At 75.6% G+C, this 14,184-nt stretch carries 12 protein-coding genes; 10 read left to right on the forward strand and 2 right to left on the reverse strand.

Features of this window, described 5'->3' with window-relative positions; genetic code table 11:
- The first annotated feature begins 297 nt into the window (after nt 1-297).
- Entirely contained in the window at nt 298-948 is a 651-nt protein-coding gene (locus tag ACI8AG_RS11210; RefSeq protein ID WP_456597109.1) for a ferritin-like fold-containing protein, read from the forward strand.
- A 186-nt stretch (nt 949-1,134) separates the two neighbouring features.
- On the opposite strand, the gene ACI8AG_RS11215 is transcribed toward ACI8AG_RS11210, so the two are convergent.
- The gene (locus tag ACI8AG_RS11215) at nt 1,135-1,377 is read right to left on the reverse strand and encodes a DUF3107 domain-containing protein (protein ID WP_346619940.1); all 243 of its coding nucleotides are present in this window, start codon (nt 1,375-1,377) and stop codon (nt 1,135-1,137) included.
- A gap of 101 nt (nt 1,378-1,478) precedes the next feature.
- Nucleotides 1,479-2,123 (reverse strand): TetR/AcrR family transcriptional regulator, encoded by a 645-nt coding sequence (locus ACI8AG_RS11220; RefSeq protein WP_456589902.1) that lies wholly within the window; start codon nt 2,121-2,123, stop codon nt 1,479-1,481.
- Nucleotides 2,124-2,194: 71 nt separating this feature from the next.
- Here ACI8AG_RS11220 and ACI8AG_RS11225 point away from each other — a divergent pair, with 71 nt between their 5' ends.
- The 9 genes from ACI8AG_RS11225 to ACI8AG_RS11265 all read left to right on the forward strand — a co-directional run bounded on the left by ACI8AG_RS11225 (nt 2,195) and on the right by ACI8AG_RS11265 (nt 14,178).
- Entirely contained in the window at nt 2,195-3,241 is a 1,047-nt protein-coding gene (locus tag ACI8AG_RS11225) for an alpha/beta fold hydrolase (RefSeq protein WP_456597110.1), read from the forward strand.
- Nucleotides 3,242-3,389: 148 nt separating this feature from the next.
- Nucleotides 3,390-4,163 (forward strand): DUF3152 domain-containing protein, encoded by a 774-nt coding sequence (locus tag ACI8AG_RS11230; RefSeq protein ID WP_456597111.1) that lies wholly within the window; start codon nt 3,390-3,392, stop codon nt 4,161-4,163.
- Nucleotides 4,164-4,275: 112 nt separating this feature from the next.
- Nucleotides 4,276-5,436: an adenylyltransferase/sulfurtransferase MoeZ gene (gene moeZ / locus ACI8AG_RS11235; protein ID WP_456589898.1), complete on the forward strand. Its 1,161-nt coding sequence runs from the start codon at nt 4,276-4,278 to the stop codon at nt 5,434-5,436.
- A 138-nt stretch (nt 5,437-5,574) separates the two neighbouring features.
- Nucleotides 5,575-6,162: a TIGR03086 family metal-binding protein gene (locus tag ACI8AG_RS11240; protein ID WP_456597112.1), complete on the forward strand. Its 588-nt coding sequence runs from the start codon at nt 5,575-5,577 to the stop codon at nt 6,160-6,162.
- Nucleotides 6,163-6,191: 29 nt separating this feature from the next.
- Nucleotides 6,192-6,587, forward strand: coding sequence for an MGMT family protein (locus ACI8AG_RS11245; RefSeq protein ID WP_456589896.1), 396 nt, complete (start codon nt 6,192-6,194; stop codon nt 6,585-6,587).
- A 53-nt stretch (nt 6,588-6,640) separates the two neighbouring features.
- Complete coding sequence (locus ACI8AG_RS11250; RefSeq protein ID WP_456597113.1) at nt 6,641-7,354, forward strand: transglycosylase domain-containing protein; 714 nt, start codon at nt 6,641-6,643, stop codon at nt 7,352-7,354.
- Between the two features lie 36 nt (nt 7,355-7,390).
- Nucleotides 7,391-7,552, forward strand: coding sequence for a hypothetical protein (locus ACI8AG_RS11255; protein WP_456589894.1), 162 nt, complete (start codon nt 7,391-7,393; stop codon nt 7,550-7,552).
- A 63-nt stretch (nt 7,553-7,615) separates the two neighbouring features.
- Nucleotides 7,616-10,798 (forward strand): ATP-dependent helicase, encoded by a 3,183-nt coding sequence (locus ACI8AG_RS11260; RefSeq protein WP_456597114.1) that lies wholly within the window; start codon nt 7,616-7,618, stop codon nt 10,796-10,798.
- On the forward strand, nt 10,795-14,178 hold the full coding sequence (locus tag ACI8AG_RS11265) for an ATP-dependent helicase (protein ID WP_456597115.1): 3,384 nt from the start codon (nt 10,795-10,797) through the stop codon (nt 14,176-14,178). The genes ACI8AG_RS11260 and ACI8AG_RS11265 overlap by 4 nt, the downstream gene beginning before the upstream one ends.
- Nucleotides 14,179-14,184: the final 6 nt, after the last annotated feature.

Consider the following 14,184-nt stretch of genomic DNA (forward strand, 5'->3'; position numbering starts at 1 on the left):
GGGGACCGGCTGCGGCAGCGGTGTCGCCGCCTCGCGCCCGTCCCGGGTCGGTTGTCGCGGGATCGGTTCCTGCGCCGACGCGGCCAGCGGAACCGGACCTCGCCACGGCCCGGGAGACAGCCCGGGGGGCGTCGTCCAGCGATCGTCAGCGCACAGATGTTCGAGCGCGCCCGGAGGCTCGCCGATTCCCATGCTAGCGCGAGCACCGGTTAGCCTCTCGGCGCCGCGCTGCCCGGTGTCGGGTGCGTCACCCCTCCGGGGCACGCGGCGCCACCGCTGCCGAGCCCAGGAGTTGCCGTGCCACCGGTCCAGAACACGGCGGTCGCCGACCTGCTGGGGGTGCTCGCCTACGCCGAGCTGACCGCGTTCGACCGGCTGGCCGAGGACGCCCGGATGGCGCCGTCGCTCACCGGCCGGGCTGCGCTCGCCCGGATGGCCGCCGCCGAGATCGCGCACCACTTCCGGCTCACCGCGCGGCTGGAGGAGCTTGGCGTCGACCCCGCGACGGCGATGGCGCCGTTCGTCTCGGCGCTGGACACCTTCCACGAGAGCACCCGGCCCAGCACGTGGCTCGAGGGGCTGGTGAAGGCCTACGTCGGCGACGGGCTGGCCGCCGACTTCTACCGCGAGATCGCCGGCTTCCTGTCCGAGCCCGACCGGGGGCTGGTGCTCGACGTGCTCGCCGACACCGGCTACGCGGACTTCGCCGTCCGCGAGGTGCGCGCGGCGATCGCCGCCGACCGCGCGGTCGCCGGCCGGCTGGCGCTGTGGGGCCGCCGCCTGGTGGGGGAGGCGATGACCCGGTCGCAGGCGGTGATCGCCGAGCACGACCCGCTCGCCGAGCTGATCGTCTCCGGCACCGGCGATCTGTCGGGGATCGGCCGGCTCATCGAGCGCATCACCAGCGCGCACACGGCCCGGATGAAGACCCTCGGCCTGAACCCCTGAGGCGATGACATCGTCGGCCTCCGGCCGACACCGCGGCCACGTGCCGTCCCCCTGGTGCGCCGAGCGCGTCCATCGGGCCTGCGCGGGACCCTCCGGGCCCCACTCGGCACGACCATGCAGAAGGGGGCGGCTCCGCCGCAGCGGAGACGCCCCCTTCGCTCAGGTGCTGCTCGTGGCCGGCTGCGGTCAGCTGCCGGTGCCGGCGATGAAGCCCACGCGGCGCTGGTCGGCCTGCGCGATCTCCACGTAGGCGATCCGGTCGACGGGGACCAGGACCTGGCGCCCCCGCTCGTCGACCAGGGTGAGCAGGCCGTCCTTCGTCGAGCCCGACATGGCCTTGGCCACCTCGGCCGCGATCTCATCAGGGGTCTTGGGGCTGTCGATGACCAGCTCCCGGGGCGAGTGCTGGACGCCGATCTTGACTTCCACGTGGGCGATGCCTCCTCGGTTCGCGCGACTGAGGCCAACGCTAGTCCAGCCGTCGTCGCGGGCACCGTCCGAACCCGTGCGCCGTCAGCGAACGCCGCCGCTCAGCCCTGGGCCGGCTCGCCGTCGACGCGGGGGAAGCCGGAGATGCCCCGCCAGGCCAGCGCGGACATCAGCGAGACCGCCTCGTCGCGGGAGACGGTGCCCTTCCGCGGTAGCCACCAGCGGGCGCTGCTCTCGGCCAGCCCCGACAGCCCCGAGGCCAGCAGCAGCGCACGCTCCGGGTCGGCTCCGGTGTCGGCGGCGATGACGCCCGCGATGGCCTCGACGCACACCGCCGTACCGCGGTCGACGACGGCGCGGACGTCGTCGTCGTTGCGCAGGTCGGACTCGAAGACCAGGCGGAAGGCCTCGCCGTCGGCGTCGATGAAGTCGAAGTAGGCGCCGACGGCGGCGTCGACCCGGGCCCGGTTGTCGGCGGTGCGGCCCATCGCCTCGCCCACGCGGTCGGCCAGCTCGGAGACGTGCTCCTCCAGCAGCGCCAGGTAGAGCTCCCGCTTGCCCGGGAAGTGCTGGTAGAGCACCGGCTTGCTGACTCCGGCCCGGACGGCGATGTCGTCCATGGCCGCCGCGTGGAAGCCGTGGGCGACGAAGACCTCCTGGGCCGCGCGCAGCAGCTGGAGACGGCGCGCGCCGCGCGGCAGTCGGGACGTGCGCCGGTTGGCCGCGGCGGGGCGTGAGGGCTGCATGGCGAGGGGGATGGTACCGGCGGGCTGCCGGAGTGATCGACCGACGGCACTCAGCGTTACCGTCGCCGGTGATGTCCGAGGCCCCGCTCTCCACCACCCCGCTACCGGCGCTGGAGGTCGCGGTGCCGCCGTGGCTGGGCGAGGAGGTGCCGGTACGCGGCGGGGCGGTGTTCGTGCGGCGCACGCCGTGGCGGGGTCCCGTCGGGGACGGGCCGCCGGCGGGCGCGCCCGGGGAGCGGGCGCTGTACGTCCACGGTCTGGGCGGCGCCTCCACGAACTGGACCGACCTCGCGGCCCTGCTCGCGGTGCGGTTCGACGGCTGGGCGGTGGACCTGCCCGGGTTCGGCCGGTCACGGCCCCCGGCGCGCGGGCGGTACTCCATCCGCAGCCACGTGCGCGCCGTCGTCGACGTCCTCGAGCACGTCGCGGCCCAGCCGGGCGCGGGCGCCGGGGATCCGGTGCACCTGGTGGGCAACTCCCTCGGCGGCCTGGTGAGCTTGCTCGTCGCGGCGCTGCGCCCCGACCTCGTGGCGACGCTGACGCTGGTCTCCCCGGCCATGCCCGTCTACCGGGTGCCGCCGGCGTTCAGCCGGGCGCTGCTGCTCCTGCTCGTCCCCGGCGTGCCGACCCTCGCGGAGCGCCGGCTGGCCGCTGTCTCCCCGGAGGAGAGCGTCCGGTCGATGGTGCGGATGTGCTTCGGGAACCCGCATGCCGTGCCGCCCGAGCGCGTGGAGCAGGCGGTCCAGGAGATGCACGAACGGGCCCAGCAGCCCTGGGCGGACCGGGCCCTGGCCCGGAGCATGCGCGGGCTGATCACCTCCTACCTGAGGCTCGGCCCGGCCAACGCCTGGCGGGCGGCCCGGGGGCTGCGGATGCCGGTCCTGGTGATCTGGGGCGGGCGCGACCGGCTGGTCGATCCCGCCCTCGCGCCGCGCCTGGCCGCGACCGTGCCGGACGGTCGGCTCCTGCTCCTCGACGACGTCGGGCACGTGGCCATGCTGGAGGCCGCGGAGCCGACGGCGCGAGCGGTGCTCGGGATGGTGGAGGGCCGAACCGCGGGGCCGGGCGTGGCGGACCCGCCGGCTGTCGCCGACGCGCCACGTAGCGTGAGACGCTGAACGCACCGGGGGACGGAGCGAGCGAGCGGGGAGGCGACCGGTGGGAGGACGTCTGACCGACGGCCGACCCGTGGCCCGCCCCGGCCCGCCCCCCGCCCGCGGTCGGCCGAGGCCGACCGCCGGCCCCCGGGGTCGGCTGCGCCGGTTCGTGCGGCGCCACGGCTGGCGGGCCTACGCGATCCCCTTCCTGGCGCTCGCCACGGTCGCCGTCCTCGTCGACCTCGCGCTGCGCCCTCCGGGCGCGACGCCCGCCGCCCCCGCCGCGGTGACCACCTCGGCCCCGGCGGTCGAGACCTCCGCCCCGGCGCCCTCTCCACCGGCCGAGCCGGTGGCCCCCGCCGAGGGGGATGCCGGCCCGTCGGAGACCGCCCCGCCGGAAGCGGTGGCGGAGGAGTACGTGCAGCAGGGGGCGGGCAGCCTCTCGCTGGTCGGCGGCGGCTCGGAGGTGTACGGCACCGGTCCGCTGCAGCGGTTCATCGTCGAGGTTGAGGACGGCATCGGCGTGGACGGCGCGGCGTTCGCGGACGCCGTCACGGAGACGCTCGGCGACCCGCGGTCCTGGGGCAACGGTGGGCGCTACTCCTTCCAGCGGGTGGGCGAGGGCGCGGCGTTCGACTTCCGGGTGAGCCTGGTCAGCCCCGGCAGCATGGAGACCTACTGCCCGGGCGTGGGCACCGGCGGTTACACCTCCTGCCGGTACGGCGACCGCGCGGTGATCAACCTCGCCCGGTGGGCGACCGCCGTCCCGCACTACGGGGACGACATCGCCACCTACCGGCGGTACGTGGTCAACCACGAGGTCGGGCACGTCCTCGGGAACGGGCACGTGCAGTGCCCCGGGCCCGGGCAGCTCGCCCCGGTCATGCAGCAGCAGACCCTCGGGCTGCAGGGGTGCGTCCCGAACGCCTGGCCCTTCCCCTGAGATGCCGGGATCGCCGACCTCCGGGGCCGGCGGGATTAGGCGGGCATGCCACGCTGTTGTCGCCAACGACTACCGGCCCGTGGGGCCGTGTCCGCGACGTGAAGGAGCAAGCGTGTCCCTGCCACCGCTGGTGGAGCCGGCCGCCGACCTGTCGATCGACGAGGTCCGCCGCTACAGCCGCCACCTGATCATCCCCGACGTCGGCATGGACGGTCAGAAGCGCCTGAAGAACGCCAAGGTCCTGGCCGTGGGTGCCGGGGGTCTGGGCTCGCCGGTGCTGATGTACCTGGCCGCGGCCGGGGTCGGCACGCTCGGCATCGTCGAGTTCGACACCGTCGACGAGTCCAACCTGCAGCGTCAGATCATCCACGGGCAGTCCGACGTCGGGCGGTCGAAGGCCGAGAGCGCGCGGGACTCCATCAAGGAGATCAACCCGCTGATCGACGTCCGGCTGCACGAGACGCGGCTGGACAGCGACAACGTCCTCGACATCTTCGGCCAGTACGACCTGATCGTCGACGGCACCGACAACTTCGCCACGCGCTACCTGGTCAACGACGCGTGCGTGCTGCTGAACAAGCCCTACGTGTGGGGCTCGATCTACCGGTTCGACGGCCAGGTCTCGGTCTTCTGGAACGAGCACGGCCCCAACTACCGCGACCTCTACCCCGTGCCGCCGCCGCCCGGCATGGTCCCCAGCTGCGCCGAGGGTGGCGTGCTCGGCGTGCTGTGCGCGACCATCGGCGCGATCCAGGCGACCGAGGCGGTCAAGCTCATCACCGGCATCGGCGAGACGCTGCTCGGCCGGCTCATGGTCTACGACGCCCTGGAGATGACCTTCCGCGAGATCAAGGTCCGCAAGGACCCCGAGGGCGAGCCGATCACGGAGCTCATCGACTACGAGGCGTTCTGCGGCGTCGTCTCCGAGGAGGCCCAGGAGGCTGCCGCGGGTTCGACGATCACCGTCGACGAGCTCAAGGACATGATGGACGCCGGCAAGGAGTTCGAGCTGATCGACGTCCGGGAGCCCAACGAGTACGAGATCGTCTCGATCCCCGGCGCCACGCTGATCCCCAAGGACGAGATCCTCTCCGGCCGTGCCCTGGCGCAGCTGCCGCAGGACAAGCCGATCGTGCTGCACTGCAAGACCGGCGTGCGCTCGGCCGAGGCGCTCGCCGCGGTCAAGAACGCCGGCTTCAAGGACGCCGTGCACGTCCAGGGCGGCGTGACGGCGTGGGCCACCCGCATCGACAAGGCGCTGCCCACCTACTGAGAGGACCCTGTCCCTCCCCGCGACACGCTTCGCGCGCCGCGGGACCTTGGGACAGGGCCGTTCCAGCAGCTCACCGGGGCCCGGTCCGCTTCCCACCAGGGGAGGCGGGCCGGGCCCTCGGCATGTTGGACTGGCGCCATGGCCGACTTCTCGCCCGTGGAGCTCCTGGAGCTCTTCCAACGCGCCCAGAACCAGTTCACCGACCGGGTCGACGCCGTGGCGCCGGACCAGTGGGAGGACGAGTCGCTGCCCGGGTGGACGGTCGCCGACCTGGTGGCGCACCTGGTGAACGAGGCGCTGTGGGTGCCCCCGCTGCTCGCCGGTGAGCCCTACGACGTGATCGAGGGCCGGTTCCCCGACGACACCACCGACCTCCTGGGCGACGATCCGCTGCTGGGCTGGGAGTCCGCGGCCGACGGCGCGCTGTCGGCGTTCGCCGAGGACGAGGGCCTCGTCCGCACCGTGCACCTGTCGCGGGGCCCGACGCCGACCACCGAGTACATCTTCGAGATGACCACCGATCTGACCGTGCACGCCTGGGACCTCGCCCGGGCCACGGGCGGCGACACCGAGCTGGACGGCGAGCTGGTGACCGCCGCGCTGGTCTACGCCGAACGTCTCCCCGAGGACGGGGTGCCCGGGCTGTTCGACCCGTCGCTGGACGTCTCCCCGGCGGCGCCGCCGCAGACCAGGCTGCTGGCCCGCTTCGGGCGAAAGGACTTCTGACCCGCCGCCCGGCGTACCACGATGGGCGCGTGACCGATGCCGCGCTCGACGTCGACGAGGCCGTCTTCGACGAGGTGGAGCGGATCCCGCCCGGGCGGGTGAGCACCTACGGCGCCATCGGCCGGCTGGTGGGCGTCGGGCCGCGCAGGGTGGCGCGGGCGCTGAGCTCCGGCGGGGGCGCAGTGCCTTGGTACCGCGTGGTGCGCGCCGACGGCTCGGCCGCCGAGCCGGTGCGCGCCCGCCAGCTGGAGCTGCTGGCCGGCGAGGGGGTTCCGGTGCGCAACGGGAAGGTGGACCTGGCGGCCGTCGGCTGGCCCGACCGGGGAGCCGGCGGTGTCCTCCCTCGGGATGATCGCGGACCGGTGCCGGATCGCCCTCCGGGGCGATGCGCGCCGACCGGGCCGCACGGTGAGCTGACCCGGTGACGTCCCCGGCCCGGCAGCAGCCCCTTCCTCACGCTCCGGCGCGGTCCCGACCCGTGCGGTCCCGCGGCGCCCGCATCCGGCGGGCCTGCGTCCGCCTGGTGGCCGGCGTGCTCGTCCTGCTCTGCGCGGCGTTCGCCGTCGGCTGGGCGGTGACCCCCGACGTGGTCGACGCCCAGGAGCGGGTGGCCGAACGGCTGGCGGAGCACGGCGGCACTCCGACGACCGGGGAGGTGCCACCGCGCATCGCCGCGGCGCTGCTGGCCACCGAGGACAGCCGGTTCGGCTCGCACCCCGGGATCGACTGGCGCGGCGCGCTGCGGGCGCCGCTCGGGCTGGTCGTCGGGCGCGACCTGGGCGGCTCGACCCTGCAGCACCAGCTGGCCCGGGTGCTCTACGAGGACGGCGCCACGGACACGCCGGCCAGGGCGCGATCGCTGGTGCTGGCCGTCAAGATCGACCAGACCTGGACCGACGACCAGATCCTCCGCATGTACCTGGACGCCGTGTACTTCGGCCACGGGTTCTACGGGGTGCAGGCGGCGGCCGAGGGCTACTTCGGGCTGGCCCCCGACGAGCTCGACTGGGCGCAGGCCACCGTGCTCGTCGGGCTGGTGCAGGGTCCCAGCGCCTACGACCCCTTCGTGTACCCCGAGCGCGCGGCCGCCCGGCAGGCCCACGTGCTCGACCGGCTGGTGGCCGCGGAGACCCTCTCCCGGTCGGAGGCCGACCGGATCGCCGCCGAACCGTGGAACCTCACCGGCGGATGACTCCAGTTCCGGTCCCCGGCTGCCGACGACATGGGCATGAACACCATGGCGTGCAGGGCAGTGGCCCAGGCCGGATTGGTCGCCGGAACCGCGTCGCTGGACCGGGAGCAGGCATTCCCGCTGCTCCTGGTGGCCGGCTGGTTGACCACCGCGGCCGACCTGATGCTCGAGCAGTCGTTGCTGGACTCCCTGGCCTGACCCACCCGCTCCATCCACCCCGCCCGTCCCCGGATCGTCGTACCCCCGTGCTTCCATCGAGGAGTGGCACAGCGCGGGGGTGAGGGCGGTCCGGTCTACCGGTTGCTGCCGGGGGAGCCGCCGCGCTCCACCGCGCCGCTGCTCGATCCCACCCAGCAGGCGGTCGTCGACCACCCGGGCGGGCCGCTGCTGGTGCTCGCCGGCCCCGGCACGGGCAAGACGACGACGATCGTCGAGGCCGTCGCGACGCGCATCGACGCCGGCGTCGACCCCGAGCAGATCCTCGTCCTGACCTTCAGCCGCAAGGCCGCCGCCGAGCTGCGCACCCGGATCACGTCCCGGGTCGCCCGCACCATCCGCGAGCCGCTGGCGCGCACCTTCCACTCCTACGCCTACGGCGTGCTCCGGCGCGCCGCCGTGCTGCGGGGGGATCCGCCGCCCCGGCTGCTCACCTCCGCCGAGCAGGACGCCGTCGTCGCCGAGCTGCTGCGGGGTGACGCCGAGGGTGAGGGCACCGTCCGGTGGCCCGACGACCTCGCCCCCGCGCTGGGCACCGAGGGCTTCCGGTCGGAGTTGCGGGAGCTGCTGCTGCGGGCGACCGAGCGGGGGGTCGACGCCGAGCGCCTGGCCGCCTGGGGCCGGGAGACCGGTCGCGAGCACTGGGTGCACGCGGCCGCGTTCCAGCAGCAGTACGAGAACGTCAGCGACTTCTGGGTGGCGTCCCGGGGCGACGCCTCCGGCTACGACCCCGCGGAGCTGGTCCGGCAGGCGATCCTCGAGCTGACCGGTGACCCCGAGCTGCTCCGCCAGGAGCGCGAGCGCGCCCGCTGGCTGTTCGTCGACGAGTACCAGGACACCGACCCGGCGCAGGTCGAGCTACTGGAGCTGCTGGCCGGGGGCGGGGGGAACCTGGTCGCCGTCGGTGACCCCGACCAGTCCATCTACGCGTTCCGCGGCGCCGAGCCGCGGGGCATCGTCGAGTTCCCCGAGCGGTTCCGGCACACCGGCGGGCGCGCCGCCGGGCGGGTGTCGCTGGGGGTGTGTCGCCGATCGGGCGCGGAGCTGCTGCGGATCAGCCGCCAGGTGGCGGAGGGGCTGCCCGGTCCCTGGGAGCACCGCCGGCTGGCGGCGGGGGAGGGGATCCCGCCGGGCGAGGCGGAGGTGCACGTCTTCGGTTCGGCCGCGGTCGAGGCCGCCTACGTCTCCGACGTGCTGCGCCGCGCGCACCTGCTCGACGGCGTCCCGTGGTCGGAGATGGCCGTCGTCGTGCGCACCGCGGCGGTGCTCGGGCCGTTCCGGCGCGCCCTGGCCTCGGCCGGGGTGCCGGTCGCCGTCTCCACCGACGAGCTCCCGCTGGCCGCCCAGCCCGCCGTCGCCCCGTTCCTGCGGGTGCTGGCGGCGCTGCTGCCCGGCCCGGACGGGGAGCCCGCCGGTCTGGACGAACCGGGCGCCGAGGCGCTGCTGTCCTCGCCCCTGGGCGGGGCCACCGTGCTGGACCTGCGGCGGCTCCGCCGGGCCGTGCGCGCCGCGCTGGCCAAGCAGGGGCTGGACGCCGCGGAGCGCGGCGCCCCGCTCGCTGCCGCGCTCACCGACGCGGCGCTGCTGGAGGCGCTGCCCGAGCACGTCGCCCGTCCGGCGATCCGGGTGGCGGCCGTGCTGGACGCCGGCCGGTTCGCGCTCGCCCAGGACGGCACCGCGGAGGACGTGCTGTGGGCCATGTGGCAGCGCAGCGGCCTGGCCACGCGCTGGGCACGGGCCAGCGCCGCCGGCGGCCCGTCGGGGGCGGTGGCCGACCGCGACCTCGACGCGGTCGTGGCCCTGTTCGACGCCGCCGCCGGCTTCGTCGACCGGCTGCCGTCCGCCGACGTGCGGGCGTTCGTCGAGCACCTCTCCGCGCAGGAGCTCCCCGGCGACACCGGCGCCGCGCGGGCGGTCGCCGGCGAGACGGTCCGGCTGCTCACCGCCCACGCCGCCAAGGGCCTGGAGTGGGACCTGGTCTGCGTATCGGGGGTGCAGGAGGGACTGTGGCCGGACCTGCGGGAGCGCGCGTCGCTGCTGGGCGCCGAGCTGCTGGTGGAGATGGCGGCCGGCATCGACGGCGCCTCGACCGACCGGCGCGCCCTGGCCCTGGCCGAGGAGCGGCGGCTGTTCTATGTCGCCTGCACCCGGGCCCGGCGACGGCTGGTGGTGACCGCCGTCGAAGGCGCCCTCGACGGGGCCGACGCCGGTGCGTCGGCGTCCCGGTTCCTCGACCTGGTGTCCCCGCCGCCGCCCGACGGGCGTCCGCTCACCGAGCTGCCCCGGGCGCTCACCCTGCCCGCGCTCGTCGCCGAGCTGCGCCGGGCGGTCACCGACCCGCACACCCCGCCGGCCCGGCGCTCCGCCGCCGCGGCGCTGCTGCGCCGGCTCGCCGACGAGGGCGTGCCCGGTGCGGCACCAGCCCGCTGGTGGGGGCTCGCACCGCTCTCCGACGACGCGCCGCTGGTCGACGAGGAGCTGCCGGTGCGGGTGCGCCCGTCGGCGATCGAGACCTTCCAGCGCTGCCCCCTGCGGTGGGTGCTCGGCGCGGTCGGCGCCGAGGCCTCGCCCGACGCCACCCGCACCGTGGGTTCGGCCGTCCACGCCGTCGCGCAGCAGGTGGCCGAGGGGCTGTCCGCGCCCGACGCGCGCACCGTGCTCGACGCCGAGCTCGACCAGCTCGACCTGGGGCCCGGCTGGGCCGACCAGCGGCAGCGGGTGCACGCCCACGACATGCTCGACCGCTTCCTGCGCTGGCACGCCGCCAACCCGCGGGAGCTGGTCGGCGCGGAGGTCGACTTCGACGTGGTCGTGGGGCGGGCCCGCATCCGCGGTCAGGTCGACCGGCTCGAGCGCGACGCCGAGGGGCGGCTCGTGGTCGTGGACCTGAAGACCGGGAAGAGCGCGGCGAAGAACACCGAGGAGCACGGACAGCTCGCGGCCTACCAGGTGGCGGTCGCGGCCGGGGCCTTCGAGGAGCACGGCACCGCCCCCGGAGGGGCCGCGCTGCTGCAGGTCGGCACCGGCGTCAAGGCCAAGGAACAGCACCAGGAGCCGCTGCCTGCCGACGTGCCCCTCGAGGGCACGTGGGCCGGGGAGCTCGTCGCGGAGGTGGGCACCGGCATGGGCGCGGCGACCTTCGAGGTGCGCACCGGTTCGCATTGCTCGCGCTGCCCGGCGCGGCGCAGCTGCCCGCTGCAGGAGCCCGGCCGGCAGGTGACCGGGTGACCCCGAGGCGTGAGCGGCCCCGTCCAGAGGCTCGCCGCGAGCCTGCGAGCGGGGAGGAGGACGGGGTCCTTCAACTGTCCTTCGAGGACCTGCTGGCGGAGGTCCCCGCAGCGGAACCTGAGCCCCGCCGGCTGCTCACGCCCGCCGAGGTCGCGGCGCGGTGCGGGCTGTCCTACGCCCCGTCCGACGAGCAGGCCGGCGTCGTCTCCGCACCCGCGGACCGGCCGCTGGTGGTCGTCGCCGGGGCCGGGTCGGGCAAGACCGAAACCATGGCCGCCCGGGTCTCCTACCTGGTGGCCAACCGGATCGTCGAGCCCGAGGCGATCCTCGGGCTGACCTTCACGCGCAAGGCCGCCAGCGAGCTCAACGAGCGCATCCGGCTGCGGCTCGGGGCCCTCGCCCGCCACCCGGAGACCGAGGACGACCTGCGCGAACGGCTGGCGATCGCGCAGCCCACGGTCTCGACCTACCACGGTTACGCCGCCGCGCTGGTCGCCGAGCACGGCCTGCGGATCGGGGTGGAGCCCGGCGCCGGGGTGCTCGGCCCGGCGATGTGCTGGGGGCAGGCGGCGACCGTCGTCGCGGCCTGGACCGGCGACATGGCCGACGTCCCGCTCACCCTGCTCACCACCGTCGAGGACGTGCTGGCGCTGGCCGCGGAGATGGGCGAGCACGACGTGACCCCCGCGGCCCTGCGCACCTGGACGGCGCGGCTGGAGGCGCAGATCGCCGGCTACGCGGACGCCCCGAGGAAGAAGGGGCCCTACGCCGCGGTCGCCGAGATGCTCGCCCGGCAGAAGGCCCGCGTGGCGCTGCTGCCGCTGGTCGAGGCGTTCGAGGCGCGCAAGCGTGCCCTGGGCTCCATCGACTACGCCGACCAGGTGGCCCACGCCGCGCGCATCGCCGTCGCCGCGCCCGAGGTCGGCCGGCGCGAGCGCGCCCGCTGGAAGGTGGTGCTCCTCGACGAGTACCAGGACACCAGCGTCGGGCAGCTGCGCATGCTGGAGGCGCTCTTCGGCGGGGCGAGCGGCCACCCGGTGCTCGCCGTCGGTGATCCCCGGCAGTCCATCTACGGGTGGCGCGGGGCCTCGGCCGGCACCATCGAGCGCTTCGCCCGCACCTTCCCCGGGCGTCCGGGCCGCGCCGCGCAGCGGTTGACGCTGGCCACCAGCTGGCGCAACGACGAGGCGGTGCTGGCGGTGGCCAACGCCGTCTCGGCGATGCTGCCCGAGCCGGCCCAGCCGCTGCCCGACCTCGCCCCGGCGCCCACCGCCGGCCGCGGCTCGGTCACCGTCGGGCTGTACGAGACCGTCGCCGAGGAGACCGCGGCCCTGGCCGACCGGCTGGCCGCCTGCTGGGACGGCGCGGACCCCGCCGTCCCGGCGAAGGACGGGCAGCACCGCCCGCCGTCGATGGCCGTGCTGGTGCGCACCCGCAAGCAGCTGCCCGGCATCGCGGCGGCCCTGCGCGAGCGCGGACTGCCGGTCGAGGTCGTGGGGCTGGGCGGCCTGCTGGAGGTGCCGGAGGTATCCGACGTCGTCGCCACCCTCACCGTGTTGGTCGACCCGACGGCGGGTGACGCGATGGGCCGGCTGCTCACCGGTGCCCGCTGGCGGATCGGCCCCCGCGACCTCGCCGCCCTCGAGGCCCGCGCCCGCGCGCTCGTGCACGCGCGCCGGCCGGCCCGCCCGGCGGAGGGCGCGGAGGCCGGGGCGGTCGAGGTGCCGCAGGAGCGCGGCAGCATCGTCGAGGCGCTCGACGACCTCGGCGACGCCGCGCAGTACTCGCCCGCGGGCTACCGGCGGCTGCGCCGGCTGGGTGCCGAGCTCGCCCACCTGCGCGGCCGGATCGGGGAGTCGCTGCCCGACCTGGTCGACGAGGTGGCCCGCACCCTGGGCCTGGAGACCGAGCTGGCCAGCGCGCCGGGGATCAGCCCCGCCGGGGCCCGCGCCCACCTGGATGCGCTGCACGGTGTCGCGGCGGAGTTCACCGAGCTGGCCGAGCTGCCCTCGCTGCCGGCGTTCCTGGGCTACCTGCGCGACGCGGAGGAGCGGGAACGCGGCCTGGAGCCCGGGGAGGTGGCGGTCAACCCGGAGGCGGTGCAGCTGCTCACCGGGCACTCGGCCAAGGGGCTGGAGTGGGACGTCGTCGCCGTGCCCGGCATGACCGCCGACCAGTTCCCGGCGCGCACCAACGCCAGCGACTCCTGGATCAAGGACCCGGGCGCGGTCCCGGTCGACCTCCGGCTCACCGACCGGGAGGAGCTGCCCCGGCTGCGCCTGCCGGTGCCCGGCTCCGGTGACCAGGCGGTGGTCCGGGACGCCCTGGAGGAGTACGTCCAGGACTGGAAGGACTTCGGCCGGGACGAGGAGATCCGGCTCGGCTACGTCGCCGTCACCCGGGCGAAGCGGCTGCTGCTGTGCTCGGGCAGCTGGTGGCGTGACGGCGTGAAGCCGTGCGGGCCGTCGTCCCTGCTGCACACCGCGAAGGAGGCGTGCGAGGCCGGCGCCGGCACCGTCGTCCACTGGGCCCCGGCGCCCGAGGACGGCGCGACCAACCCCGCGCTGGAGGAGTGGCCGGTCGGTGTCTGGCCGGTCGACCCGCTCTCCGAGCCGCGCCGGCGGGCGCTCACCGCCGCCGCGCAGCTGGTCGAGGGCGCCGCGCCGCACCCGCTGGAGCCCGAGCGGTCGCTCGGCGGGGAGGACGAGCTCGTCGGGCAGTGGGTGCGCGACGCCGACCTGCTGCTGCGCGAGCGGGCGCAGCAGGAGAGCCCGACCGTCGACGTCCCGCTGCCCTCCCACCTGTCGGTGTCGGCGCTGGTCACCCTCCGCCGCAACCCGGCCGAGCTGGCCCGCCGGCTGCGCCGCCCGATGCCGGCGGCGCCCGCTCCTCAGGCCCGCCGCGGCACCGCCTTCCACGCCTGGCTGGAGGAGCGGTTCGGCGCCGCGCGGCTGGTCGACCTCGACGAGCTGCCCGGCTCCGGCGACGAGCTCGCCGCGCCCGACGACGCCCTGGACGAGCTGCGCGAGGCCTTCCTCGCCAGCGAGTGGGCCGATCGCCAGCCCGTCGAGGTGGAGGTGCCGTTCGAGACGCCGTTGGGGCCGATCACGCTGCGGGGCCGGATCGACGCGGTGTTCCAGCGCGAGGACGGCGGCTACGAGGTCATCGACTGGAAGACCGGTCCACCGCCCTCGGGCGGCGAGCTGGCCGCCGCCGGTGTCCAGCTGGCCGCCTACCGGCTGGGCTGGTCGCGGCTGACCGGGGTGCCGGTCGAACGGGTGAGCGCCGGCTTGCACCACGTGGCCGCCAAGGAGACGATCCGGCCTGTCGACCTGCTCGACGAGTCCGGGCTGCTCGCGCTGATCACCGGAACGGGCTGACCCGTC

The organism is Blastococcus sp. SYSU DS0552 (assembly GCF_054050815.1).

Excerpts from the sequence above, each read along its gene's own strand:
- ACI8AG_RS11220 (WP_456589902.1), bottom strand. The coding sequence starts at position 2,123 with ATGCAGCCCTCACGCCCCGCCGCGGCCAACCGGCGCACGTCCCGACTG.
- ACI8AG_RS11225 (WP_456597110.1), top strand. The coding sequence starts at position 2,195 with ATGTCCGAGGCCCCGCTCTCCACCACCCCGCTACCGGCGCTGGAGGTC.
- ACI8AG_RS11240 (WP_456597112.1), top strand. The coding sequence starts at position 5,575 with ATGGCCGACTTCTCGCCCGTGGAGCTCCTGGAGCTCTTCCAACGCGCC.
- ACI8AG_RS11255 (WP_456589894.1), top strand. The coding sequence starts at position 7,391 with ATGAACACCATGGCGTGCAGGGCAGTGGCCCAGGCCGGATTGGTCGCC.